This is a genomic window from Streptomyces sp. GbtcB6, from assembly GCF_019091475.1.
Taxonomy (GTDB): Bacteria; Actinomycetota; Actinomycetes; order Streptomycetales; family Streptomycetaceae; genus Streptomyces; species Streptomyces hyaluromycini.
Map to the genome: position 1 here is coordinate 143,850 of NZ_JAGXJL010000010.1, position 20,640 is coordinate 164,489.

The window sequence follows — 20,640 nt, forward strand, 5'->3', positions numbered from 1 at the left end:
GATGTCCTTTCCTCTGCTGACAGCGACGGCGGTCCTCCCGGCCGTCGGCGCGGTCGCCACGGCAGCCGTACCGGCCGCCCGGCGCACCGCCGCCAAATGGCTCGCGCTGCTGGTCTCGCTCGCCACGCTCGTCCTGGCGATCGTCGTCATGGTCCGCTTCGACCCCGGCGGCGCCCGCTACCAGCTCACCGAATCCCACGCCTGGATCAGTGACTTCGGCGTCCGGTACGAACTGGGCGTCGACGGCATCGCGGTCGTCCTGCTCGCCCTGACCGCCCTGCTGATGCCGTTCATCATCCTGGCCGGCTGGCACGACGCCGACCCGCTGGAGACCGGCAGCAAGCGGTGGCGGCCCACCCAGGGCTTCTTCGCCCTGATCCTGGCCGTCGAGGCGATGGTGATCATCTCCTTCGAGGCCACCGACGTCTTCCTCTTCTACATCTTCTTCGAAGCCATGCTCATCCCGATGTACTTTCTCATCGGCGGCTTCGGGGACCGTGCCCACGCGGGCTCCGACGAGAACGCGGCGGCCCAACGGTCGTACGCCGCCGTGAAGTTCCTCCTCTACAACCTGGTCGGCGGACTGATCATGCTGGCCGCGGTGATCGGCCTCTACACGGTCGCCGGGAACTTCTCCCTCGCCGAGATCGCGCAGGCCCGCGCGAACGGCACGCTGCACATGGCGACCAGTACCGAACGCTGGCTGTTCCTCGGCTTCTTCTTCGCCTTCGCGGTGAAGGCCCCGCTGTGGCCGCTGCACACCTGGCTGCCCAACGCCATGCAGGAGTCCACCGCCCCCGTCGCCGTCCTCATCACCGCGGTCGTCGACAAGGTGGGCACGTTCGCGATGCTCCGCTTCTGCCTCCAGCTCTTCCCGGAGGCGTCGAAGTGGGCGACGCCCACCATCCTCGTCCTCGCGCTGATCAGCATCATCTACGGCGCGCTGCTCGCCGTGGGACAGCGCGACATCAAGCGTCTGGTCGCCTACGCGTCCATCTCGCACTTCGGGTTCATCATCCTGGGCATCTTCGCGATGACCAGCCAGGGCCAGTCCGGCGCCACCCTCTACATGGTCAACCACGGCATCTCCACCGCCGCGCTGATGCTGGTCGCCGGCTTCCTGATCTCCCGGCGCGGCTCCCGGCTCATCGCCGACTACGGCGGTGTGCAGAAGGTCGCCCCGGTACTCGCCGGCACCTTCCTGATCGGCGGCCTGGCCACCCTGTCCCTGCCCGGCCTCGCCCCCTTCGTGAGCGAGTTCCTGGTCCTGGTCGGCACGTTCACGCGCTACCCGGCGATCGGGATCATCGCCACCTTCGGCATCGTCCTCGCCGCGCTCTACACCCTCGTCCTCTACCAGCGGACGATGACGGGCCCGGTGAAACCGGCGGTCTCCGCGATGCCCGACCTGAAGGCGCGCGAGCTCCTCGTGGTCACCCCGCTGATCGTCCTGCTGATCTTCCTGGGCGTCTATCCGAAGCCCGTCACGGACATCGTCAACCCGGCGGTCAAACAGACCATGTCGGACGTACACAAGACCGACCCCAAGCCTGCAGTGGAGGCGGCCAAGTGAGCACAGCAGCCGTCCACAGCCTGTGGACAACCGCGGCCGAGCCGATCTCCAAGATCCCGGCACCGAAGATCGAATACGGACAGTTGTCGCCCACCCTGATCGTCGTCGGCGCAGCCGTCGTCGGGGTGCTGGTCGAGGCGTTCGTCCCGCGCAAGTCCCGCTACTACGCCCAGGTGTTCGTCTCCGCCGTGGCCCTGTGCGCCGCCTTCGCGGCGGTCGTCGCCCTGGCCGCCGACGGATACGGCACCACCAAGGCACACATCGCCGCCATGGGCGCCATCGCAGTCGACGGGCCCTCCCTGTTCCTCCAGGGCACGATCCTGCTGGCCGGCCTCGTCGGCCTGTTCACCTTCGCCGAACGCCGCCTCGACCCCGAGGCCCACGGCAACCGCGTCGACTCCTTCGCCGCCCAGGCCGCCTCCGTGCCCGGCAGCGACAGCGAGCAGGCCGCGGTGAAGGCCGGCTTCACCACCACCGAGGTCTTCCCGCTCCTGCTCTTCGCCGTCGCCGGCATGCTGGTGTTCCCCTCGGCCAACGACCTGCTGACGCTCTTCGTGGCCCTGGAGGTCTTCTCCCTCCCGCTCTACCTGCTGTGCGCCCTGGCCCGCCGCAAGCGCCTCATGTCACAGGAAGCCGCCGTCAAGTACTTCCTGCTCGGCGCCTTCGCCTCCGCGTTCACCCTGTTCGGCATCGCCCTGCTCTACGGCTACGCCGGCTCGGTGTCGTACGCCACCATCGCCCAGGTCGTCGACGGCACCGTCACCAGCGTCGACCCGGCCCTCGCCGACACCATGGGCAACGATGCGCTGCTCCTGATCGGCGCCGCCATGGTCGTCATGGGCCTGCTCTTCAAGGTCGGCGCCGTCCCCTTCCACATGTGGACGCCCGACGTCTACCAGGGCGCGCCCACCCCGGTGACCGGCTTCATGGCGGCCGCCACCAAGGTCGCTGCGTTCGGTGCGCTGCTGCGGCTGCTCTACGTGGTCCTGCCCGGCATGCGCTGGGACTGGCGGCCGGTCATGTGGGGCGTCGCGATCATCACCATGCTGGGCGGCGCGATCGTCGCGATCACCCAGACCGACATCAAGCGGCTCCTCGCGTACTCGTCGATCGCGCACGCCGGATTCATCCTCGCCGGTGTCATCGCGACGTCCAAGGACGGCGTGTCGTCGGTCCTCTTCTACCTGGCCGCGTACTCCTTCGTGACCATCGGAGCGTTCGCCGTGGTCACCCTGGTGCGCGACGCGGGCGGCGAGGCGACCCACCTGTCCAAGTGGGCCGGGCTCGGCCGCCGCTCACCCCTTGTGGCAGCCGTCTTCGCCGTGTTCCTGCTGGCCTTCGCCGGTATCCCGCTCACCTCCGGCTTCGCCGGGAAGTTCGCCGTCTTCAAGGCGGCGGCCGAGGGCGGAGCCGTCCCGCTGGTCGTGATCGGTGTGATTTCGTCCGCGATCGCCGCGTTCTTCTACATCCGCGTGATCGTGCTGATGTTCTTCAGCGAGCCGAGTCCCGAGGGACCGACGGTCGCCGTGCCGTCACCGTTCACCATGGCGGCGATCGGCCTCGGCGTGGCGGTCACCCTGGTGCTCGGTGTGGCACCGCAGTACTTCCTGAACCTGGCGAGCCAGGCGGGAGTGTTCGTGCGCTGACCCGTCGTCCCGTACGGCCATGGACCCCGGTTCCCCGCGGAGGAGCCGGGGTCCACGCGTGCGTGCGTGGCACGGCGCTACCGGCACACCGTCACGGCGGGTACGGGCGGGTACGGCTACGGGCACATCACCGTCGGGTTCCACGGCGCGAACAGACCGCTCGGATTGTCCTTCCAGATCCAGGCGCGCAGCGTGTACACGGGTCCCACGACACCCGGAACCGTCGTCGGCCCCTGGAACGGCTGCCCGAACAGCGTCGGCGCGGCGGTCCCGCTGCCCGCCCGTACGATCCACTCCACCGCGACCAGGGCCCGGCCGCCGCCGGCGTCGGTCTCGTAGAGGAGACCCGCGGGCTCGGCCGGATCCAGACTGCCGAGGCCGGCGGTCCTGACGTAGTGGTAGCCCGCGCCTCCCTTGCCGTTCTGGGTGTCCTTGTCGCAGGTGTCGGACCTGACGTACCCGTCCGTGACCGCGAACGGCTCGTACTGGTAGTCCGCCGTCGCCGTGTACGTCGGGGTCAGATCCGTCCACACGAACGGGTCGGGATCGGGGACGGGAGCCGCGTCGGCGGGCACCCCGGCCAGAGCGAACGGCACGGCAAGCGCCAGAGCGGCGCCGGCAGTGCGGGACCTGAGAGACATCCTGATGCTCCTTGGGGCGGAAGAGGCACGCGAACGCGACACCTCCGTACAGCGCGGGCCTCCCCGGTCCCGCCCGTGCAGCATGGCCCGCGCCGCTTCCGGGTCGCCACGCGAAGACCGCCAAAGGGCTGAGGGCACCGCCGGACGGAGGAACCCCGCATCCGCGCCCCTCCCGGGCGGTCAGCCTGTGGATAACTCCGGCGCTGTCGGTCCGGACCCCTATCGTGGTGGCAGTGGTCGACGGACGACGTACGGGGGACACGACGATGGGCGGGACGGGCGGAACCGACGAGATGCCAGGGACGACCGAGACACCGGGGGCGCAACAGACGCCCGGACCGACGGACAGCGAGGCACTGGCCACGCTGCACCGGGTCTTCGGGTACGACGCCTTCCGGGGCGAGCAGCAAGCGATCATCGAGCATGTGGTGGCGGGCGGCGACGCCGTCGTCCTCATGCCGACCGGCGGCGGAAAGTCACTGTGCTACCAGATCCCCGCCCTGGTCAGACCCGGTACGGGCATCGTGGTCTCACCGCTCATCGCCCTCATGCAGGACCAGGTGGACGCCCTGCGCGCCCTCGGCGTCAACGCCGGGTTCATCAACTCCACCCAGGACTTCGACGAGCGGCGCGTAGTAGAGGCCCAGTTCCTCGCGGGCGAACTCGACCTGCTCTACCTCGCCCCCGAGCGGCTCCGCCTGGACTCCACCCTCGACCTGCTCACCCGCGGCAAGATCGCCGTCTTCGCCATCGACGAGGCGCACTGCGTCTCCCAGTGGGGCCACGACTTCCGGCCCGACTACCTCTCCCTGTCCCTCCTCGGCGAGCGCTGGCCCGACGTCCCGCGCATCGCGCTCACGGCCACCGCCACCCATGCCACCCACGAGGAGATCACCCAGCGGCTGCACATGCCGGCCGCCCGGCACTTCGTGGCCAGCTTCGACCGGCCCAACATCCAGTACCGGATCGTCCCCAAGGCCGACCCCAAGAAACAGCTCCTCACCTTCCTCCGCCAGGAACACGAGGGCGACGCGGGCATCGTCTACTGCCTGTCCCGCAAGTCCGTCGAGTCCACAGCCGAATTCCTGACCCGCAACGGCATCGACGCCGTCCCCTACCACGCCGGCCTCGACGCGAGCACCCGCGCCGCCCACCAGTCCCGCTTCCTGCGCGAGGACGGCCTGGTCGTCGTCGCCACCATCGCCTTCGGCATGGGCATCGACAAACCCGACGTCCGCTTCGTCGCCCACCTCGACCTGCCCAAATCCGTCGAGGGCTACTACCAGGAGACCGGCCGCGCCGGCCGCGACAGCCAGCCCTCCACCGCCTGGATGGCCTACGGCCTCAACGACGTCATACAACAGCGCAAACTCATCCAGTCCGGCGAGGGGGACGAGGCCTTCCGCCGCCGCGCCCAGGCCCACCTCGACTCCATGCTCGCCCTGTGCGAGACCGCCCAGTGCCGCCGCGGGCAGCTCCTGAACTACTTCGGCCAGGACCCCGACCCGACGGGCTGCGGCAACTGCGACACCTGCCTCACCCCGCCCGAGACCTGGGACGGCACCGTCGCCGCCCAGAAGGTCCTCTCCACCGTGGTCCGGCTCCAGCGCGAACGCGGGCAGAAGTTCGGCGCCGTCCAGATCGTCGACATCCTGCTCGGCAAGCGCACGGCCAAGGTCATACAGTTCGACCACGACCAGCTGTCCGTCTTCGGCATCGGCACCGACCTCGACGAGGGCGAATGGCGTGGCGTCGTCCGGCAGCTGCTCGCCCAGGGGCTGCTCGCCGTCGAGGGCGAGTACGGCACCCTGGTGCTCACCGAGGCCAGCGGGACGGTACTGCGGCGCGAGCGGGACGTCCCGCTGCGGAAGGAGCCGAAGAAGCCGGCGGTCTCACGGTCGGCCGGGAGCTCCGGTTCCACCGGCAAGGGCAAGGCGAAGGCGGCCGTGGCAGAGCTGCCCGAGGAACTGCTCCCCGCCTTCGAGGCCCTGCGCGCCTGGCGTGCCGAGCAGGCCCGCGAACAGGGCGTACCCGCCTACGTGATCTTCCACGACGCCACCCTGCGGGAGATCGTCAGCCGGTGGCCCGAGTCCATCGCCGAACTCGCCACCGTCGGCGGCGTCGGCGAGAAGAAACTCATGACGTACGGAGAGGGCGTACTCGGGGCGCTGGCCGCCCTGAAGACGCCACCCGCCTCGGCTCCGCCGGCCTCTTCTCCGTCCGCCCCGGCTCCGGCGGCGCCGGAGAGCAGGGACGAGGACTACTGGCCCGAGATGGACGCCGAGCCGGAACCGGAGGACTGGATATAGGGCCCGCGGTGGCGGCGGGGGAGCCGCTCACAGCCCCCTCGCCGCATACGCCCTGACATCCGCGTCCGGGTCGGCCGTCGCCGTGGCCAGAGCCGCGCGGGCCTCCTCGACACCGGCGTGCCGGGTCAGGGCGAGCACGGTAGCCTTACGGACATCGGCGTTCAGGTCAGCGAGGGACTTGGCGAGGGCCGGCACCGCCACCGCGGCACCGGCGGCACCCAGCGCCCTGGCGGCACCGACCCGCACCTGCCAGGCCGGGTCGGCCAGCGCGGCCACCGCGACCTCGGCCAGGGGCGGTGGACAGCCGACGCCCGCAAGGGCTTCGTAAGCTGCCCCCCGGACCAGCACATCGGCGTCGCCCACGAGCACGGTCAGCGCTTCCAGAACGCCGCCCTCTTCAGCGGCGGCGCCGGTGGCCCCCACCGTGCCGAGGGCCTTGGCCCCCACCGTGCCGAGGGCCTTCGCCACCGTCACCCGCACCTCACGGGACGGGTCGGCGACGGCACGCGCCAGGGCGTCGCCGGCGTCCACCGAGACCAGCGCCCGCACCGCCTCGATCCGCACCGCCGGATCCGAGTCGGCCAGGAAACCGGCGAACAGCCCGGCGTCGCCCAGGCGCAGCGCCCGCAGCACGTCGAGCGCGGCGGCCCGGACCAGGGAGTCGGTCACACCGAGCGCGTCGACGAGGGCGCCGCCCAGCGTCGGATCGGACGGAAGCGTCTCGACCAGCTCGCGCAGCGAGGCCGCGGCCACCGAACGGACCCCGGCATCGGGATCCGCCAGCGCACCGGCCAACGCCAGCCCGACCCCCACCGGAGCCGTCTCCGTGAGCACCGACACGGTGGTACGGCGCACCGAGGCATCGAGGTCGGTCAAGTAGGGCTCAAGAGCGGCGAGTTCGGGCTCCTCCTCGGCGAGGGCGAGGAGCCCCAGCAGACGGGGTGAGGCCGGCTCGGCCCGGTCGGGCCCCACCGGCCGCGCGGCAGCGTCCGCCACCGGCCCCGCGGCCACCGGCGGCACGTCCCGGGCACCCGCCGTCGCCACGTCCAGCGGACGCACCTCGCCGATGTGCCGGGACAGACCGCCGACCGGGGTGAACTCCTCGACCGGCACCAGATACGGAGCCACGGGACGAGCCGTGAACTCCATCGCACCAGAGGGGGACTTGTGCAGATCGAGATGATGGAACCAGGAGGCGTCGTCACGCTCGGGGTGATCGAGCCGGTCGTGGTAGAGACCCCAGCGGGACTCGGTACGGGCCAGGGAGGCACGCGCGGCCATCTCGGCACAGTCGCGGATGAAGCTCACCTCGGCACAGCGCATCAGTTCGTGCGGGGTACGGGCACCCATGGCGGCGATGTCGTCCCGCATCCGCTCGAAGGACTCCAGGGCGAGCGAGAGCCGGGCCCCGGACTTCGGCGGAGCCACGTAGTCGTTGACGAAGCGGCGCAGCTTGTACTCGACCTGGGGCTGCGGCGGGCCGTCCGGATTGCGCAGCGGACGGTAGATCAACTCATGCGCCTCACGCACCTGGCCGGCCGGCAACTCGCCGTCGTACGCCGAGTACTGGGCGGCGTCCGCACCCGCCAGATCACCGAAGACGAACGCGCCGATCATGTAGTTGTGCGGGACACAGGCCAGGTCACCGGCGGCGTACAGGCGGGGGACGGTCGTACGGGCGTGGTCGTCGACCCGGACCCCCGAGGCGGAATGCCCGCCGCACAGGCCGATCTCGGAGATGTGCATCTCGACGTCATGGGTCCGGTAGTCGTGCCCACGCCCGGAATGGAACGTGCCACGGGTGGGCCGCTCGGTGGAGTGCAGGATGGACTCCAGAGCGGAGACCGACTCCTCGGGAAGGTGGCTCAGCTTCAGGTAGACCGGGCCACGATCGGAGGCCACCTCGGCGGCGAACTCCGCCATCATCTGCCCCGACCAGTAGTCCGAATCGACGAACCGCTCACCGTGCCGGTTGACCTGGTAACCCCCGAACGGATTGGCGACGTACGCGCACGCAGGCCCGTTGTAGTCCTTGATCAGGGGATTGATCTGGAAGCACTCGATCCCGGTCAGCTCCGCACCCGCGTGGTAGGCCATGGCGTAACCGTCACCGGCATTGGTCGGATTCTCGTACGTCCCGTACAGGTACCCGGAAGCGGGCAGCCCCAGCCGCCCGGCCGCACCGGTCGCCAGAATCACCGCACCCGCGCGGACGGTGACAAAGGCCCCCGTACGCGTGTTGAACCCCGCCGCACCCACCGCGCGCCCGTCCGCCGTCAGCACCCGCACCGGCATCACCCGGTTCTCGATCCGGATCCGCTCCCGCATCTCACGACGCCGCAACTGCCGGTACAGGACCTTCTTGACATCCTTGCCTTCCGGCATCGGCAGTACGTACGAACCGGAGCGATGCACCTGGCGGACCGCGTACGCGCCATGCTCGTCCTTCTCGAACTTGACCCCGTACGACTCCAGGCGCTGGACCATGGCAAAACCACGCGTCGCCGTCTGCCGGACCGTGGACTGGTCGACGATCCCGTCGTTGGCGCGAGTGATCTCGGCGACGTAGTCGTCGGGCTCGGCACGGCCCGGGACGACCGCGTTGTTGACGCCATCCATGCCCATGGCGAGCGCCCCGGAGTGACGGACGTGGGCCTTCTCCAGGAGCAGCACGTTCGCACCGTGCTCGGCGGCGGTCAGGGCGGCCATGGTGCCGGCGGTGCCACCGCCGACGACGAGGACGTCACAGGTCAGTTCCTCGGCGTCGGAGACAGCGGGAATCCGCAGGAGGGCGGGGGCGGGGGCGTTCGCGGGGGTGGTCACCGGGATGCCTTTCAGATGCCGAGCGAGGAGAGGACGGTACGGCGCAGGGCCACACGGGCCGGGTCGTCGAGGGCGCCGCGCTCACGCGGACGCGGAACATCACGCACGGAGGCCACCCGGCCGGCGGCGAGCAGGGCCACCCGGTCACCGAGGAAGAGCGCCTCGTCCACGTCATGGGTGACGAAGACGACGGTCGCACCCGTGCCGCCCAGCACCTCCACCAGCAGGTCCTGCATGCCGGAACGGGTCTGGGCGTCCAGCGCCCCGAACGGTTCGTCCATGAGCACGGCACGCGGCGAGCCTGCCAGCGCCCGCGCCAGCTGCGCCCGCTGGCGCTGCCCGCCGGACACCCGGTGCGGCAACTGTCCGGCCTGCGCGGCCAGTCCGACCCGGCCCAGCCAGGACTCCGCCTGGGCGCGGCGCTCGGAACGGGTGACCCCCTTGATGGCGAGCGGCAGTTCGACATTGCCGCGCAGCGTGCGCCAGGGCAGCAGCGCGTCCTCCTGGAAGACCAGCGCCCGGTCGGCCGACGGCCCGGTCAACACCGCGCCGTCCTGCGACACCGTCCCGGCCAGCGGGGACAACAGCCCCGCGAACGTCCGCAGCAACGTCGACTTGCCACAGCCCGACGGCCCGACCACGGTGAGGATCTCCCCGGGCCGGACATCCAGCGCCACATCGTGCAGCACCGGGGCGTCCGGACGGCCGAGCACGGCCGCACCGAGCGTGAGCCGGGCCCCGCGTGCTGCCTCCGGTGCGGCCACCTCAGACGAAGTGCTCATCTCGCGCCTCCTGGCCGGTGTCGCCGCGGCCCTGCTGCTGGGCATCGGACTGCTGCTGGGACTCGCCGTCGGCCTGCACTGCGACCGGAGCGGCGACGACGGCGGGCACCGCGGTGCGGGGCCGGCCGCCGGGGACGTACGACGTACGGGGCAGCCAGCGGGTCAGCCACCGGCCGAGCAGCTCCACGGCCGTGGAGGTGATCCAGCCGAGCACACCGATCGTCACCATCCCGACGAACACCCCCGGGTAGTTGACGATCGTGTAGTCCTGCCAGGTGCGGTAGCCGACGCCGTACTGGCCGGAGATCATCTCGGCGGAGATCACACAGATCCACGACACACCGATACCGACCGACAGTCCGCCGAAGATGCCCGGCAGCGCACCCGGCAGCACGACCGAACCCAGGATCCGCCACCTGCCGCCGCCCATCGTGCGCACCGCCTCCTCCCACACGGGAGTGAGGGCGCGCACCGCGTGCCGGGTGGAGACCATCACCGGGAAGAAGGCGGCGGTGCAGGTGATGAAGACGATGCCCTGTTCGTTGGAGGGGAACAGCAGGATCGCGACGGGCACGAGAGCGATCGCCGGGATCGGCCGGAGCACCTCCAGGACGGGGCCGAGCAGATCCTCGGCGAGACGCGAGCGGGCCACGAGCACCCCCGTCGCCACGCCCAGCACGGCCGCCAGCGCGAAACCGGTCAGGATGCGGGTGAGACTGTCGGTGAGATCCGTCCAGTAGTCGCCGCCGGAGACCCGGTCGGCGAAGGCGCGGGCGACGTCGGTGACCGTCGGGAACTGCGAGAAACGCAGCCACAGGTTGACCTTCAGACTGGTCAGCAACTGCCACAGCCCCAGGGCGGCGGCCAGCGACGCCACCCGCAGGACATACCGGCTCACGACGCCCGCCGCAGCGCGTCGGCGTAACTGACGACCTGCGCGCCGCCGTGCGCGTCGACGTACACCTGCGCGGTCGCCTGCGTCACGAACGGCAGCAACTGCTCACCGTCGGCCACCCATACGGCCTTGTCGGCGAACCACAGGGTGCGGGTGGTGGCGTCGGGGACGTAGGCGGCACGGACGTCATTGCTGTGCCGGGCGACGTAGGCCAGCAGCTCCTTGGGGGAGCCGAAGCTCGTCGTCTTCTCGCTGCCCTTCGGCCACACCTCGCTCGCCGACGCCGGCGGTACGGCGGCGAGCCGCTTGGCGTAGTCGGAGCTGCCCAGGGCCTTCTTCACGTACTGGTCGTCGACGAAGGAGTCCACGTCGACGTCACCGGTCAGCTTGGCGGCCTTGAGCACCGAAACGTCCTGCTTCAGCGCGGAGACCAGCGCGGGCTTGACGGCCGGGTCGAAAGTGGCGATGCCGTGGGCGCCGTTGTAGAGGTAGACGACCTCCGCGGGCAGGCCGGTGGCCTCGGCGACCTTCTCGGCGGCGGTCACGGGACGGGCGTTGAGGTAGTCGGTGGCCTCCGCCTGAGCCTTGAGGAAGGCCTCGAGGACCGCAGGCCGCTGCTTGGCGAAGTCCTCGCGGGCGGTGACGCCGTGGAAGGTGGGAAGGTTCAGCTGCGCGCCGTCGTAGAGCGCCTTCGCCTTGCCCTGGTAGGCGAGCAGACCCGGCCAGGCCACGAACTGAGACAGCGCGTCCACGCTGCCCGCCGACAGGGCCGAAGCGCCCACCGCGGGCTGCTGGTTGAGTTTGGAGATGCCCTTGTCCGGGTCGATTCCGGCACGCTGCAAGGCGCGGACGAGGGTGCCGTCGGCGGCCGACCCGATGCTCGTCGAGACCTTCTTGCCCTTGAGGTCCGCCAAGGACGCCAGCTTGGAGCCGGGTGCGGTGACCACGGTGTTGAGGCCGCCGCGGAGGTTGTAGCCGGTGACGGAGACCAGGCGGGTCGGCTGGCCTAGCTGTTTGCCGCGGGCGGCGTTGAGCAGCAGCGGGAAGTCGCCCATCGAACCGATGTCGATCTTCCCCGCGGTCATCTGGGCGGTGATCGGGGCGCCCGTGGCGTAGTCCTGCCAGTCGACCTTGTAGGTGTGGCCGTCGTGGAGAGCGTTGAGCTGCTGCTCGAAGCAGCCGAGGGAGCGCAGCAGGGTGCCCGCTGTGACGGTGTTGATGGTCTTGGACTGGTAGCCGACGGTGATGGTGACCGTGTTGCCGTCGCCGGCCTGGGCGTTGCCGCCACACGCGGAGAGCGGCAGCAGGAGGAGGGCTGCGGATGCGGCGATCGTTTTTCGCTTCATGGGAGTTCTGGGCCTCTCACCGGAGCAGATAGGGCATGTTGACCGTGACGGCTCCGGTGGGACAGCGGGCCGCGCACGGGCCGCAGTACCAGCACTCGTCTACGTGCATGTAGGCCTTGCCGTTGCTCTCGTTGATGGCGAGGGAGTCCAGCGGGCACATGTCCACGCAGAGGGTGCAGCCGTCGATGCACTTCGACTCGTCGATGGTCACGGGCACGTCGGCCCGCTGGGGCGCCAAGGGCAAGGCTGTCTCCAGGAAACGGGTCAGGCAGGGGTGTCAGAGGGTGCGGTGAAGGAGGCCGCTCATGGTGATGCGGTCGCCGCGGAAGCGGATGAACTCCAGGTCGACGGGCCGGCCGTCGGCGAGGTGGGTGAGCCGTTCCAGCATCAGGACGGCCGCTCCGCGCGGGGCCTGGAGTACGGCGGCGGAGTGGGCGTCCGCGTTCACCGCCTCCAGGGTGATCTCGGCGTGGCCCAGGGGCTGTCCGGTGATCGACTCCAGGAGCCTGAAGACGTCGTTGTTCTCCAGGTCGGCGCCGAGGAGGGCGGTGCCGATGTCGAGGGGGATGTAGGTGAGGTCGAGGGAGAGGGGGAGGCCGTTCAGGCGGCGCAGGCGTTCGATGTAGAGGACGTCGGCGCCGGGCGGGACGCAGAGGCGTTCGGCCACGGGGGTGGGCGCCGGGGCGGGTCCCATGGTGCGGACCTCGTTGGTGACCTGGCCGTGTTCGCGAAGGGTTTCCGCGAGGCCCATCAGACGGTCCAGCCCGTGCGGGTACTTACGGGCGACGACCACGGTGCCCACGCCGGGCAGCCGGTCCACCAGCCCTTCTGCCCGCAGCAGGTCCAGGGCCTGGCGGACGGTGTTGCGAGTGGCGCGGTAGTCGTCGGCGAGCGTGGATTCGTGCGGGAGGGCGCCGTCCGGGAAGGCGCCGGTGAGGATCTGGTGGCGCAGGAGGTCGGCGAGCTGCCGGGCCTGGTCCGCACGCAGCCGGCGACGCGTCCGGTGGGCGGCGACCGTGGTCGCGGCGCCCTGACCGGAGTGGTCTCGGATGCGGTCGGCGGGTGGCATGGCTGGAACCATACCCACGAGGTAGGGAAGGGGGTGTTGCGGAAATGTTGCGCCACTTGAAGCCCTGTCCGGTACGCCGCTGAGCTGGCTTTCTACGGCGACGTGAGGAAGATCTGCCACCAGGGGGACGGTCTGCGCGGGAGCGCCCCTGCACGCCCGGACATCCCGCCGATCCGGCCGAAACGTCCTAACCGAGCGCGGTCAGCCCCGGTGCGAACATGATCAGGAGCGGCAGCAGGGGGACCAGCGCGGCCACCGTCGTCGTGAGGGCCCGCTGGCGGCGCAGCAGCCGTGGTGGTGGTTCCAGCAGACGGTCGACCCGTTCGCCCAGCAGACGGCGGCTCGACGCGCAGGACAGGACTCCGCGGTGCTGGTTCAGTTCGATCAGGGCCAGCGCGGTGGTGAGGTGGCCGCAACGGCGGGACGCCGTGTCGTCCGCGGCGAGTTCGACGAGCCGGTGGGTCTGGTCGCAGAAGTGGGAGAAGAGCGGCACGCGCGGGAAGCCCGTGGCCAGGGCGCTGGACAGGTGGAGCAGCCAGTCGTGGTGGGCGCGGGCGTGGCCCCGTTCGTGGGTGAGTACGGCGTCGAGCTGGTGGTCGGTGAGGCGGTGCAGTGCCCCCGTCGTCACGACCAGCTGTGGTGGATGGCCCGGCATCCACCAGGCGTCCGGGTACTCGTCCTCCAGTACCAGCATCGGCCCGCGTGCCGCAGGCAGCCCCGCCGGCAGTTCGGGTGCCCGCTCGCGCAGGTGCGCGCGGGTCTGGTCGCGGCGCCGCCGGGCCTCGACGAGTTCGCGGGCGAGCATCGCCGTCGTCCAGGCGGCCCCGCACGCCAGCAGCATCGTGAGGGCGACCGCCCACAGGGGCGCGACGGAGAGGTCGTACGCGGCGGTGACCGCCGGTGGCGCCGGCGCGAACACCCGGTCGCGCACGGTGTGGAAGACGGCCGCCGCGCCCAGGGTCAGCGCGGTCAGGCAGCACATCAGCACGGTGGCGACCAGGCACTGCCACACCCACAGCGCGACCACCGGTTCCCGCTCCGGCCACAGGGACCGCACCAGGGCGCGCGGCGCAGGTACGGCGGCCGTCAGGGCGACGGCGGTCAGCAGGAGCAGGCAGACGGTCATGCCGGGGCTCCGTTTCCTGATCGGAGAGGTGTGCGGGTGGCAGGTGGTGCGGGGTGATACGCCGTCGCGTGACATGGCGCGTGCGCCGCCGCACGCATCACCTGACGCGTGCGCCGACGCCTCGCATGGTGCGCGTGCGGGCGCATCGCATGGTGCGTGTCCCGTCAGTATGACGGTGCCGGGTGCCCCGAGTCAGGTGTCGACGACGATCCGGGCGCCCCGCTTCCGGCTCGGCGGCTCGCGGGTCATCCCTGCTCCCGCGCTGCCTGCCGCGTCGCCTCCGGGGCCGCCTCGCCCGCGGATCGCACCGACCGCGCGCGTGTCACGAAGTCCCGGCCCGCCTCCGCGAGTCGGGCAGTACCGGCCGCCGCTCCCTCACCCCGTCACGATCCGCCCCCTGACCTCCCCGAGCCCGACCCGGCTGCCACCCGGCCCGGGAGCCCACCCCGACAGCGTCACCACGTCGCCGTCCTCCAGGTACGTCCGCTTCCCGTCCGGGAGTTCGAGCGGATCGCGACCGTTCCACGTCAGTTCCAGCAGCGACCCGCGTTCCCCGGGCTCCGCGCCGCTCACCGTGCCGGAGCCGTACAGGTCGCCGGTGCGCAGTGAGGCGCCGTTGACCGTCAGGTGGGCGAGTTGCTGGGCGGCGGTCCAGTACATGGTGGAGAACGGCGGCTCGGACACCGTGTGCCCGTTGATCGCGATCGAGATCCGAAGGTCGTAGCCGGCGGGCTCCTCCGTGGCGTCGTCGAGGTACGGCAGCAGCGGGTGCGTCCGCTTCGGCGGGGCGACCCGCGCGTCCTCCAGCGCGTCCAGCGGGGTGATCCAGGCCGAGACCGAGGTGGCGAACGACTTGCCGAGGAACGGGCCGAGCGGGACGTACTCCCAGGCCTGGATGTCCCGCGCCGACCAGTCGTTCAGCAGGCACAGGCCGAACACGTGCTCCCTGAAGTCGCCCAGCGCCACCGGCCTTCCCTGCTGTGACGGCGTGCCGACGACGAAGCCGACCTCGGCCTCGATGTCCAGCCGTCCCGACGGGCCGAACACCGGTGCCGGGTCCGACGGCGTCTTCCGCTGTCCCGAGGGCCGTACGACATCCGTCCCGGACACCACGACCGTGCCCGCGCGGCCGTGGTAGCCGATCGGCAGGTGCTTCCAGTTGGGGGTGAGCGGGTCGGCGGCGTCGGGGCGGAAGATGCGGCCGGCGTTCCGGGCGTGGTTCTCGGAGGCGTAGAAGTCGACGTAGTCGGCGACCTCGAAGGGAAGGTGCAGGGTCACCTCGGGCAGCGGGTGCAGGAGAGGGGCGAGTGTCTCGCGGTGCCCGGGCACGGTCACCCAGGCGGTCAGGGCACGCCGTACATCCGACCAGGCGGTGCGGCCCGCGGCCAGCAGCGGGTTGAGGGTCGGGCGGGCGAGCAGGGAGGCGTACGGGGAGCCGAGTGCGAGGGCCGCGGCACCGGCGTCGAGGACGTGGTCGCCGAGGCGGACGCCGACCCTCCGTTCCGTGCTCCCGGAGGTCGAGAACACGCCATACGGAAGGTTGTGCGAGCCGAAGGGGTCACCCTCGGGGACCTCGAAGGGGGGCAAGGGGGGCATGGGGTGACTGCCTCGCTCTCATCCGTGCCGCGCGGAGGACGGCCATGTGGCGACGTCACTATGGCGTTGCGCGGCATTCCATGTGGTCGCGCCACACGTTACGGGTGAGTTGGCTGTCGTGGCAGTGTCTAAAGAGTTCGCAATGTCCTAATAGCCCTTGTCGGAGGGGGCAATTCCGGCTTAGCGTCCTTTGGGGGACACGGACGGGGTGGGTCCGGTCCGTAGAGGGGGACACGTGGGGGGACCCGTGGCCAGGAATGCCGTCAGCGTGCCGTTCGAGGCGGACCGTGACGTGCCCGGCCTGATCGTCAAGTTCGGCGACTATCCGCTGCATCACGGCGGGGTCGGCGCTATTCGCAGTCTGGGCCGCCTGGGCGTTCCCATGTACGCGATCACGGAGGACGCGTACACGCCGGCGGCCTCGTCCCGTTATCTCAGACGGGCGTTCGTGTGGCCGACAACGGGCGCCGAGGAACCGGACCATCTCGTCGAGGGACTGCTGCGCATCGGCCGCCGTATCGGTCGTCCGACCGTGCTGATCCCCACCGACGAGGAGGCCGCCGTCCTGATCGCCGAGCACCAGGACGCGCTCGGCGACAGCTTCATCTTTCCGCGCGTGGACCCGGAACTGCCCCGTCGGCTGGCGAGCAAGCAGGGCCTGCACGAACTGTGCGTGGAACACGGCATCCCGAGCCCGGCGGCCGCCTTCCCGGACTCGTACGACGAGATCGTCGACTTCGCGGAGAAGGCCCGCTTCCCGATCGTGGCCAAGAACCGCGAGGCGTTCGTCCGGCGCAAGCAGCCCGCCGTCAACGGAACGACACGGATCGCCACCAGGGAGGGACTGCTCACCCTCGCCCGTGACTGGGGCACCCATCCGGGTGTCATCCTCCAGGAGTACCTCCCGAGGGAGGAGGCCGAGGACTGGATCGTGCACGCCTACTTCGACGCCGACTCCAATCCGCGCGCCCTCTTCACCGGCGTCAAGGTCCGCTCCTGGCCGCCGCACGCAGGCATGACCGCGAACGCCTACGTCGTCGACAACCCGGAACTCGCCGACCTCGCCGCACGTTTCATCAAGCAGATCGGCTTCACCGGCATCATCGATCTCGACCTGCGCTTCGACCGGCGCGACGGGCAGTACAAGCTGCTCGACTTCAACCCGCGCATGGGCGCCCAGTTCCGGCTCTTCGAGAGCGAGTCGGGGGTGGACGTCGTCCGCGCCATGCACCTCGACCTGACCGGGCGCCGAGTTCCGGAGGGGGAACAGCGCGCCGGCCACCGGTACGTCGTGGAGAACATCGACCTGCCCGCCCTCCTCGCCTACCGCCGCAGCGGCTATACGACGCCGCACGCGCCGAAGCGACCGAGCGGGACCGAGCTGGCCTGGCTGGCGGGTGACGACCCGCTGCCGTTCGTCACCATGCTCGCCCGCTTCGTGCGGCCGGGCGCGAAGCACCTCTATCAGCTGTGGCGCACCAACCGCCGCGGCTCCAGCACCGCCACGAAGTAGGGCACCACGTTCCTGGGGAGGGACTTCGTGATCGAGCCGGTAGCAGTCATAGGTGCCGGGCCCTTCGGCCTGTCCACCGCCGCCCATCTGCGGGCGCGCGGCATCCCCGTCCGGGTCTTCGGCGATCCCATGGTCAGCTGGCGTGACCACATGCCGGCCGGGATGATCCTGAAGTCCACCCCGGCCGCCTCCAGCCTGGACTGCCCGCAGCGCGGGCACACCCTCGCCGACTACTGCGACGCCGCGGGCATCCGCCGGCTGGTCACCGACGAGGACATCATCCCGGTGGAGACCTTCATCGGCTACGGCGAGTGGTTCCAGCAGAAACTGGTGCCCGAGCTGGAGCGGGTGCGGGTGGTCTCCGTGGACCGGCACAAGGCCGAAGGCCCGGCGGGCTTCGAACTGAAGCTGGACTCGGGGGAGTCGTTGACGGCCCGCGCGGTCGTCGTCGCCACCGGCCTGTCCGGGCTCGCCCGCCTTCCCGCCGAGCTCGCCGGGGCGGGCGCGGACGGACCGGCGGGGACGGTCTCGCACAGCTCCCAGCACCACGACCTGACCCGCTTCTCCGGCAAGGAGCTGATCGTCGTCGGTGCCGGGCAGTCCGCGCTGGAGACGGCGGCCCTCGCCGCCGAGGCGGGCGCCCAGGTGCGGGTGGTCTCCCGAGGACGCGGCAGGGTGGCCTTCGGCGCCCCGCCCTGGGACCAGCCGAAGCTGCGCCCCGAGTCGCCGTTCGGCCGGGCCTGGTCCCTGTGGGCGCTGAGCTACTACCCGCACCCCTACCGCTACCTTCCGGCAGGGACCCGCCACTACCTGGTCCGCCGGGTGCTCGGTCCGCTCGGCGCCTGGTGGCTGCGCGACCGCTTCGAGGGCAAGGTCCAGGTCCGCGAGGTCGCCGCCGTGACGGGCGCCGACACCTCGGGCGGCGCCGGCGCCCCGGTCCTCACCGTCCGCACCCACGAAGGCGGCACCGAGCGCCTCACCGCCGACCACGTCATAGCCGCCACCGGCTACCGCGTGGACATCGCCGCGATGGACTTCCTCGGCCCCGGGCTGCGCACCCGCGTCACGGCCAGCCGTGGCGCCCCGGTACTCGGCGCCGGATACGTCTCCTCCGTACCCGGCCTCTACTTCACAGGGCTCCCGGCGGCGGCGTCGTACGGCCCGGTCATGCGGTTCGTGTGCGGTACGGAGTTCGCCTCACCCCGCCTGGCCGGGCACCTGGCGGCGGCCCACGCCTGACACCCCGGGCCGGACCGTCACCCGGCCCCGAGGGGCTGAGCCTCCTCGGCCGCCCGCTGCCAGGCCAGGAACTCCTCGACCAGCTCGGGCGGGTTGGCCGCCTGCGTGGCCTCGATCTCCCAGCCCGGGCAGTACATGTCGAAGACCCACACCGGCAGCGGCCGCCCGAGGACTCTCCCGATCAGGCCGCCGTCGTGCAGATCCCGGGCCGGCCGGACGCACGCGTCGGCGAAGTGCAGCCTCAACGGCTCGCGCGTCGCGTCCAGTTCGGCGGCGTCGCCGTCCCCGTCGAACCAGAGTCCGAGCCGCCGGACCTCCTCGGCGTACAGCGCACCGCCGGCCGGGTCCTCGGGGCAGTTGCCGAGCATCTCGAACCCGCCGAGGAGCCGGCACGCGTAGTTGCAGCGGGCCTCGCCCGGGTCCTCGGGGCGTCTTTCGGCCTCGTACCGGCTCTCCGTGTTGTAGCCGATCGCCACATATGGTCTGCGGTCGTCGTCGTCCACCCGCCAGATACGGAACGACAACGCGTAGATCTCCGGCCGCAGTTCCTCCCGGAAGCGCTCCAGCACCCCGGTCGCCGCCGCCAGCAGATACGCCCGGAAGTCCCCCCGCCCGTCCGTCACGACCAGCACCCCCGTCGGATCAGTGAAACCGGCTCACCCGAAACGTAACGCCCGCCACTGACAACGGCCCCATCACGGAGGCGGCGGGCGCCACTTGAGGCCGAAACGCACAGTGAGTCCCAGGGGCGTACTGTCCGTATTCTCTGATCATGGTCGCACCCTCCCCGTACTCACTGATCGCCACCGACCTGGACGGCACGCTGCTGCGCGACGACGACACCCTGTCGGAACGGTCGCTCGCCGCGCTCGCGCGGGCGGGCCGGGCCGGTGCCCGGCACCTCGTGGTGACCGGCCGTCCCGCGCCGAGAGTGCGCCCGCTCCTCGACGACCTCGGCTGCACGGGACTCGCGGTCTGCGGCCAGGGCGCGCAGGTGTACGACGCCGGCGCGGACCGGCTGCTGTGGTCGGTCACCCTGGACCGGGAACTGGCGGAGACCGCGCTCGGCAAGATCGAGGCCGAGGTCGGCCAGGTGTACGCGGCGGTCGACCAGGACGGCGTGGACGGGCTCACGCTCATCGAGCCGGGCTATCTGATGCCCCACCCCACACTGCCCGCGCTGCGCGTCGCCCGGCGTGACGACCTGTGGTGCGCGCCCATCAGCAAGGTGCTGCTGCGCCACCACACCCTGTCCGACGACGAACTGGCGGCGACCGCCCGCTCGGTGGTCGGGTCGCTGGCGACGGTCACCATGTCGGGGCCGGGAACCGTCGAACTCCAGCCCTGCGGGGTGACCAAGGCGACCGGGCTCGCGCTGGCCGCCGGCCATCTGGGGCTGAGCCCCGCACAGGCCATCGCCTTCGGTGACATGCCCAACGACATCCCGATGTTCGAGTGGGCGGCCTACGGGGTGGCGATGGCCAACGCCCACCCCGAACTCAAGGCACTGGCCGACGAGATCACCACGTCGAACGAGGACGACGGCATCGCCGTCGTCCTCGAAAGACTCTTCGACTGACGTGGGACGTCGGTCAGTACGCGCCGTGGACGTTGTCCATCGAGCCGTACCGCGCGGCGGCGTAGTTGCAGGCGGCGGTGATGTTCGCGACCGGGTCGTAGATGTCGAACGACGTGCCGGCCACGTGGTAGGTCTTGAACGTCGGGTCGATGACCTGGAGCAGGCCCTTGGACGGGATGCCCTTGGCCGCGTTGGAGTCCCAGAGGTTGATGGCCCGCGGGTTGCCGGAGGACTCCCGCATGATGTTGCGGTAGATGCCGTTGTAGGTGCCCGGGATGCTCTTCTCCCTCATGATCGCGAGCGACTCGCGGATCCAGCCGTCGAGGTTGTTCGGGTACCCGGCGAGGGTGGTCGAGGCCGTCGAGGTGGAGGACCCGGCGGCGGAGGCGGCGGTCGCCCCGATGAGCGGGAGGGCGAGGACGGCGGCGCCGGTGCCGGCGACGACGAGCGTGCGGATGATGCGGTTACGGCGGGGAGTGCGGTGCTGAGCGGCAGCAAGCATG

Annotated in this window: 17 protein-coding genes; 6 read left to right on the forward strand and 11 right to left on the reverse strand. The window is 71.0% G+C overall.

All coding sequences use genetic code 11. The features are described 5' to 3' along the window. Nucleotide 1: 1 nt before the first annotated feature. Together KVT45_RS18980 and nuoN are read left to right on the forward strand one after the other, a co-directional pair. Nucleotides 2–1,573 (forward strand): NADH-quinone oxidoreductase subunit M, encoded by a 1,572-nt coding sequence (locus KVT45_RS18980; protein ID WP_217548994.1) that lies wholly within the window; start codon nucleotides 2–4, stop codon nucleotides 1,571–1,573. Beyond that, nucleotides 1,570–3,219 carry an NADH-quinone oxidoreductase subunit NuoN gene (gene nuoN, locus KVT45_RS18985; RefSeq protein WP_217548996.1) on the forward strand — a complete coding sequence of 550 codons (1,650 nt, stop codon included), beginning with the start codon at nucleotides 1,570–1,572 and terminating at the stop codon, nucleotides 3,217–3,219. The genes KVT45_RS18980 and nuoN overlap by 4 nt, the downstream gene beginning before the upstream one ends. Before the next feature lie 116 nt (nucleotides 3,220–3,335). On the opposite strand, the gene KVT45_RS18990 is transcribed toward nuoN, so the two are convergent. Then, nucleotides 3,336–3,860 (reverse strand): hypothetical protein, encoded by a 525-nt coding sequence (locus KVT45_RS18990; RefSeq protein WP_217548998.1) that lies wholly within the window; start codon nucleotides 3,858–3,860, stop codon nucleotides 3,336–3,338. Nucleotides 3,861–4,153: 293 nt separating this feature from the next. Between KVT45_RS18990 and recQ the strand changes: the two genes are divergently transcribed. Further along, nucleotides 4,154–6,169: a DNA helicase RecQ gene (gene recQ, locus KVT45_RS18995; protein ID WP_254647035.1), complete on the forward strand. Its 2,016-nt coding sequence runs from the start codon at nucleotides 4,154–4,156 to the stop codon at nucleotides 6,167–6,169. A 27-nt stretch (nucleotides 6,170–6,196) separates the two neighbouring features. Here the strand turns inward: recQ and KVT45_RS19000 are convergent, their stop codons facing one another. The 8 genes from KVT45_RS19000 to fahA all read right to left on the reverse strand — a co-directional run bounded on the left by KVT45_RS19000 (nucleotide 6,197) and on the right by fahA (nucleotide 15,797). Then, nucleotides 6,197–8,992 (reverse strand): fumarate reductase/succinate dehydrogenase flavoprotein subunit, encoded by a 2,796-nt coding sequence (locus KVT45_RS19000; RefSeq protein ID WP_217549000.1) that lies wholly within the window; start codon nucleotides 8,990–8,992, stop codon nucleotides 6,197–6,199. Between the two features lie 11 nt (nucleotides 8,993–9,003). Beyond that, the gene (locus KVT45_RS19005; protein ID WP_217549002.1) at nucleotides 9,004–9,774 is read right to left on the reverse strand and encodes an ABC transporter ATP-binding protein; all 771 of its coding nucleotides are present in this window, start codon (nucleotides 9,772–9,774) and stop codon (nucleotides 9,004–9,006) included. Beyond that, entirely contained in the window at nucleotides 9,758–10,672 is a 915-nt protein-coding gene (locus KVT45_RS19010; RefSeq protein WP_308310821.1) for an ABC transporter permease, read from the reverse strand. The genes KVT45_RS19005 and KVT45_RS19010 overlap by 17 nt, the downstream gene beginning before the upstream one ends. Beyond that, nucleotides 10,669–12,015: an ABC transporter substrate-binding protein gene (locus KVT45_RS19015; RefSeq protein WP_217549004.1), complete on the reverse strand. Its 1,347-nt coding sequence runs from the start codon at nucleotides 12,013–12,015 to the stop codon at nucleotides 10,669–10,671. The genes KVT45_RS19010 and KVT45_RS19015 overlap by 4 nt, the downstream gene beginning before the upstream one ends. A 16-nt stretch (nucleotides 12,016–12,031) precedes the next feature. Beyond that, nucleotides 12,032–12,259, reverse strand: coding sequence for a ferredoxin family protein (locus KVT45_RS19020; protein WP_217549007.1), 228 nt, complete (start codon nucleotides 12,257–12,259; stop codon nucleotides 12,032–12,034). A gap of 33 nt (nucleotides 12,260–12,292) precedes the next feature. Next, nucleotides 12,293–13,084 (reverse strand): GntR family transcriptional regulator, encoded by a 792-nt coding sequence (locus KVT45_RS19025; protein ID WP_217549008.1) that lies wholly within the window; start codon nucleotides 13,082–13,084, stop codon nucleotides 12,293–12,295. 187 nt (nucleotides 13,085–13,271) lie between these two features. Beyond that, the gene (locus KVT45_RS19030) at nucleotides 13,272–14,210 is read right to left on the reverse strand and encodes a M56 family metallopeptidase (protein ID WP_217549010.1); all 939 of its coding nucleotides are present in this window, start codon (nucleotides 14,208–14,210) and stop codon (nucleotides 13,272–13,274) included. 375 nt (nucleotides 14,211–14,585) lie between these two features. Continuing rightward, nucleotides 14,586–15,797: a fumarylacetoacetase gene (gene fahA / locus KVT45_RS19035; RefSeq protein WP_217549224.1), complete on the reverse strand. Its 1,212-nt coding sequence runs from the start codon at nucleotides 15,795–15,797 to the stop codon at nucleotides 14,586–14,588. A 256-nt stretch (nucleotides 15,798–16,053) separates the two neighbouring features. On the opposite strand from fahA, the gene KVT45_RS19040 reads away from it, so the two are divergent. After that, nucleotides 16,054–17,319 carry an ATP-grasp domain-containing protein gene (locus KVT45_RS19040; protein ID WP_308310822.1) on the forward strand — a complete coding sequence of 422 codons (1,266 nt, stop codon included), beginning with the start codon at nucleotides 16,054–16,056 and terminating at the stop codon, nucleotides 17,317–17,319. A 27-nt stretch (nucleotides 17,320–17,346) separates the two neighbouring features. Further along, nucleotides 17,347–18,558 (forward strand): FAD-dependent oxidoreductase, encoded by a 1,212-nt coding sequence (locus tag KVT45_RS19045; RefSeq protein ID WP_217549012.1) that lies wholly within the window; start codon nucleotides 17,347–17,349, stop codon nucleotides 18,556–18,558. Between the two features lie 17 nt (nucleotides 18,559–18,575). Here KVT45_RS19045 and KVT45_RS19050 read toward each other — a convergent pair whose 3' ends face one another. Beyond that, nucleotides 18,576–19,181: a hypothetical protein gene (locus KVT45_RS19050; protein ID WP_217549014.1), complete on the reverse strand. Its 606-nt coding sequence runs from the start codon at nucleotides 19,179–19,181 to the stop codon at nucleotides 18,576–18,578. 149 nt (nucleotides 19,182–19,330) lie between these two features. Between KVT45_RS19050 and KVT45_RS19055 the strand changes: the two genes are divergently transcribed. Continuing rightward, nucleotides 19,331–20,137 carry an HAD family hydrolase gene (locus KVT45_RS19055; RefSeq protein ID WP_217549016.1) on the forward strand — a complete coding sequence of 269 codons (807 nt, stop codon included), beginning with the start codon at nucleotides 19,331–19,333 and terminating at the stop codon, nucleotides 20,135–20,137. A 13-nt stretch (nucleotides 20,138–20,150) separates the two neighbouring features. On the opposite strand, the gene KVT45_RS19060 is transcribed toward KVT45_RS19055, so the two are convergent. Continuing rightward, nucleotides 20,151–20,639, reverse strand: coding sequence for a transglycosylase SLT domain-containing protein (locus KVT45_RS19060; protein WP_217549018.1), 489 nt, complete (start codon nucleotides 20,637–20,639; stop codon nucleotides 20,151–20,153). Nucleotide 20,640: the final 1 nt, after the last annotated feature.

Excerpts from the sequence above, each read along its gene's own strand:
- KVT45_RS19030 (WP_217549010.1), bottom strand. The coding sequence starts at position 14,210 with ATGACCGTCTGCCTGCTCCTGCTGACCGCCGTCGCCCTGACGGCCGCC.
- KVT45_RS19025 (WP_217549008.1), bottom strand. The coding sequence starts at position 13,084 with ATGCCACCCGCCGACCGCATCCGAGACCACTCCGGTCAGGGCGCCGCG.
- KVT45_RS19005 (WP_217549002.1), bottom strand. The coding sequence starts at position 9,774 with ATGAGCACTTCGTCTGAGGTGGCCGCACCGGAGGCAGCACGCGGGGCC.
- recQ (WP_254647035.1), top strand. The coding sequence starts at position 4,154 with ATGCCAGGGACGACCGAGACACCGGGGGCGCAACAGACGCCCGGACCG.
- KVT45_RS19015 (WP_217549004.1), bottom strand. The coding sequence starts at position 12,015 with ATGAAGCGAAAAACGATCGCCGCATCCGCAGCCCTCCTCCTGCTGCCG.
- KVT45_RS18990 (WP_217548998.1), bottom strand. The coding sequence starts at position 3,860 with ATGTCTCTCAGGTCCCGCACTGCCGGCGCCGCTCTGGCGCTTGCCGTG.
- KVT45_RS19060 (WP_217549018.1), bottom strand. The coding sequence starts at position 20,639 with ATGCTTGCTGCCGCTCAGCACCGCACTCCCCGCCGTAACCGCATCATC.
- KVT45_RS18980 (WP_217548994.1), top strand. The coding sequence starts at position 2 with ATGTCCTTTCCTCTGCTGACAGCGACGGCGGTCCTCCCGGCCGTCGGC.
- KVT45_RS19055 (WP_217549016.1), top strand. The coding sequence starts at position 19,331 with ATGGTCGCACCCTCCCCGTACTCACTGATCGCCACCGACCTGGACGGC.